The organism is Microbacterium sp. Soil_N32 (genome assembly GCF_057655505.1).
Genome location: NZ_JBDGME010000003.1, coordinates 1 through 3481, shown reverse-complemented (window position 1 = coordinate 3481; position 3481 = coordinate 1). Strand labels below are relative to the sequence as shown.

The 3481-nt window shown below is 71.6% G+C and carries 4 protein-coding genes; 2 read left to right on the top strand and 2 right to left on the bottom strand.

Annotated elements, in window-relative coordinates; translation table 11 throughout:
* Both AC3A3J_RS00065 and AC3A3J_RS00060 read right to left on the bottom strand, forming a co-directional pair.
* Window positions 1-846 (bottom strand): alpha/beta fold hydrolase (locus AC3A3J_RS00065; RefSeq protein WP_487670315.1); only part of this gene is annotated, 846 nt, incomplete at its 3' end.
* A 48-nt stretch (window positions 847-894) separates the two neighbouring features.
* Entirely contained in the window at window positions 895-1632 is a 738-nt protein-coding gene (locus AC3A3J_RS00060; protein ID WP_487670314.1) for a copper homeostasis protein CutC, read from the bottom strand.
* A 58-nt stretch (window positions 1633-1690) separates the two neighbouring features.
* On the opposite strand from AC3A3J_RS00060, the gene AC3A3J_RS00055 reads away from it, so the two are divergent.
* Window positions 1691-2131, top strand: a complete 441-nt coding sequence (locus AC3A3J_RS00055; protein ID WP_487670313.1) for a MarR family transcriptional regulator — start codon at window positions 1691-1693, stop codon at window positions 2129-2131.
* Between the two features lie 5 nt (window positions 2132-2136).
* Window positions 2137-3468 (top strand): MFS transporter, encoded by a 1332-nt coding sequence (locus AC3A3J_RS00050; protein ID WP_487670312.1) that lies wholly within the window; start codon window positions 2137-2139, stop codon window positions 3466-3468.
* The last annotated feature ends 13 nt before the right edge of the window (window positions 3469-3481 follow it).

Genomic DNA, 3481 nt, shown 5'->3' with positions numbered 1-3481 from the left:
GGGGAAGCGGGTGTCGAGCCAGGCGAGGGTGTCGGCGCGCACCTCGGCCTGCTGCAGCTCGGCGAAGATCTCGTGGCGGGCGTCGGGATACACGAGGGTCGTGACGTCGGTCAGACCCGAGCGTCGACGGTACGCGTCGGCCAGCCGGTGCACGCTGCGCGGCCCGCCCACCGGGTCGTCGCGGCCCACTAGCAGCAGCACGGGGATGTCGTGACCGAGGTCGGTGCGCGGCAGACCGTAGAGACGCGCGGCGTCGAGCAGTCCGAAGAGCTTCAGCAGCGGCACTCCGGTCGTGAGCGGGTCGGCCTCGAAGGCCGCCCAGATCTCGGGATCGCGGCTCAGCCACTCGTAACCGGTCGCGTCGTCGGCGGCCCACCGCTTGTTCAGGGGCGCGGCGTTGAGCGACCGCGGCGTGCGCAACGCCGAGCCCGACAGGATCACCGCGTCGTACGCCTCGGGGTGCTCGTTCACGAGCATCTGCGCGAGGAACGAGCCCCACGAGTGCCCGAGCAGCACGAGAGGCAGCGCGGGGTTCTCGTCGCGGATGATGCCGGTGAGCTGCCAGATCGCCTCTTTCGCGGCGCGCAGCCCGCCCGCACCCAGACGTCCGAGCTTCTCGGGTCCGCCGTGCTGACGGATGCCGGTGCGCCCGTGCCCGCGATGGTCGTCGGCGTAGACGTGGAACCCGGCGTCGGTGAGCGCGGCGATCAGCGCGCCGTAACGCCCGGCGTGCTCGCCGACACCGTGCAGCAGCTGCACCACACCCCGAGGCTCGCCCGAGGCGGGGTGCACGTCGTAGACGATGGCGATGCCGTGCGCATCCGTGAACTCGCGGGTCTCCGTCACGCCTGGAAGCCTATCGATTCGCGCGGGCCGACGGCCGGGCCCTCCTGCTCAGAGGCCGAGCGCGGTGCGCACGGCGAACGCGGCCTCGCGGTCGGTGACCTCGTACCCGCCCACTCCGTCGGAGGCCGACCCCATCCGCACGCCGCCGTCGGCGGTGACGGTGCGCTTGGCTGAGAAGTGCAGCGCGTCGACGCCGGTGTCGGCGAGAGCGACCGCACTCGCGGCATCCACTCCGCTGCCGGCCATCACCTCGATCGCCCCGTCGGCCGCGTCCACGAGCGCCCGCAGGGTGTCGAGGCCGTCGATCGCGGCGGATGCTCCGCCCGAGGTGAGCACCCGACGCAGCCCGAGATCCCGCGCGGCGGCGAGGGTGGCGAGAAGGTCGGGGGTCATGTCGATCGCGCGGTGCAGGGTGACGGATGCTCCGTCCGCGGCGTCGCGCAGTCGTGCCACGGCGTCGGCGTCGAGCCGCCCGTCGGCGCCGAGAGCGCCCACGACGACACCGTGCGCGCCGGCCTCGACAGCACGGCGCACGTCACGCTCGGCCACGGCGAGCTCGTCGGCGGTGTAGTCGAAGCCGCCCGGTCGCGGCCGGATGAGCACGTGCACCTCGACGCCCGACGTGCGGGCCTCGTCGATCGAGAGCTCCAGGGTCGCGGGTGACGGGGTGAGGCCGCCGAGGGCGAGGGCCGCGGTCAGTTCGACGCGCGCCGCACCGACCTCTCCGGCGATGCGCACGCCGGCGGGATCCTGCACGGCGATCTCGAGCACGGGGGTTCGGGTCATCCGTTCATTCTGCCCGTCCAGCCCCGCCGCTCGATTATTTAGATAGACTAACTAAACGATGACGGCATCCGACGACCCCCTCCAGCTCACCGCGACCGACCTGCGCCTGGCGACGTTCCGCCTCGCCCGCCGCCTGCGCTGCGCCCGCGCCACCGACGCCATGAGCGACGCGCAGCTCGCCGTGCTCGCCGACCTCCGTATGCACGGCCGCCGCACGATCTCGACCCTCGCCGAGCGCGAGCGCGTGACCGCGCCGTCGATGACGAACATGATCAACGGCCTGGAAGAGCAGGGATACGTCACCCGCACTCCCGACGCCGACGACCGCCGGCGAGTGCAGGTCGAGATCACGGATGCCGGGGCCGAGATCGTCGTCGAGACGATCCGCCGCCGCGACGTGCTACTGGCCGACATGCTCGCCGAGCTCGACTTCACCGCCGACGAGCTGGCCACGTTGCGGGCGGCGAGCGCGCTGATGAGGCGGGTGACCGACCGATGAGTTCGATGTTCCGTTCGTTCGCGAACATCAACTACCGCATCTGGTTCGCCGGTGCGCTCGTGTCGAACGTGGGCGGGTGGATGCAGGCGACCGCGCAGGATTGGGTCGTGCTCACCGAGCTCACCGACAACGACGCCACCGCGATGGGCGTCACGATGGCCCTGCAGTTCGGCCCGCCGCTCGTGCTGGTGAGCCTCACCGGTTACGTTGCCGACCGGTTCGACCGCCGCCGCATCCTGTTCGCGACGCAGGGGGCGCTGCTGTTGCTCGCCGTCGCGGTGGGCACGCTGCTGCTCTCGGGCGTTATGACCCTTCCCCTCATGCTCTGCTTCGCCGCCGCATTCGGCGTGGTGAACGCGTTCGACGCGCCGGCGCGGCAGGCGTTCGTGTCGGACATGGTGTCGGCATCCGACACGTCCAACGCCGTCGCGCTGAACTCGGCGTCGTTCAACCTCGCGCGCATGATCGGTCCCGCCGTCGGCGGCCTGCTCATCGTCGCGATCGGGTCGGGGTGGGTGTTCATCGTCAACGCCGCGACGTTCCTCGCGATGATCGTGGCGCTCTTCCTGCTGCACGCGCAGCTGCTCGCGAAGCGTCCGAAGAACCGCGGCCGCGGCGGTCTCGCCGCCGGCTTCCGGTACGTGTGGGGGCGCAGCGACCTGCGGGTGGTGTTCGTGACGGTGTTCCTCATCGGGGCGTTCGGCATGAACTTTCCGATCTTCGCGTCGACGATGGCGATCGAGTTCGGAGCGGGGGCCGACGGATACGGTGTGCTGTCGTCGATCCTCGCGATCGGATCGCTCGCCGGTGCACTGCTCGCCGCGCGGCGCGACCGGGCGCGCGTGCGGGTGGTCGTCTTCGCGGCCGGGGGTTTCGGGCTCGCCGCCTTCCTGTCGTCGGCGATGCCCTCGTACGCGCTCTACGCCGTCACCCTCGTGCTCATCGGTTTCATGACGGTGACGCTGCTCACCACCGCGAACGGCTACGTGCAGATCACCACGGACCCCGCCCTCCGCGGGCGCGTGCTCGCGCTGTACATGGCCGTGATCATGGGGTCGACCCCGGTGGGCGCGCCGATCGCCGGATGGGTGGCGGATGCGTTCGGTCCGCGCGCCGCCATCATGCTGGGCGGCGCCGCGGGGCTGATCGCGTGTGCGATCGGCGTCGTCTGGATGCTCACCTCCGGGCGCGTGCGCCGCGACGAGCGGCGGCGGTTCGCCCTGACCCTCGACGAGACGCGTCCGGTGAGCGTGGTCGAGGAACGCAGCCCCGCGGAGTTCAGCGACGAGGCCGCCATCACCACCCCCATCCGCCTCCCCCGCCGCGACACCCCCTGACGCCGCCCCCTTC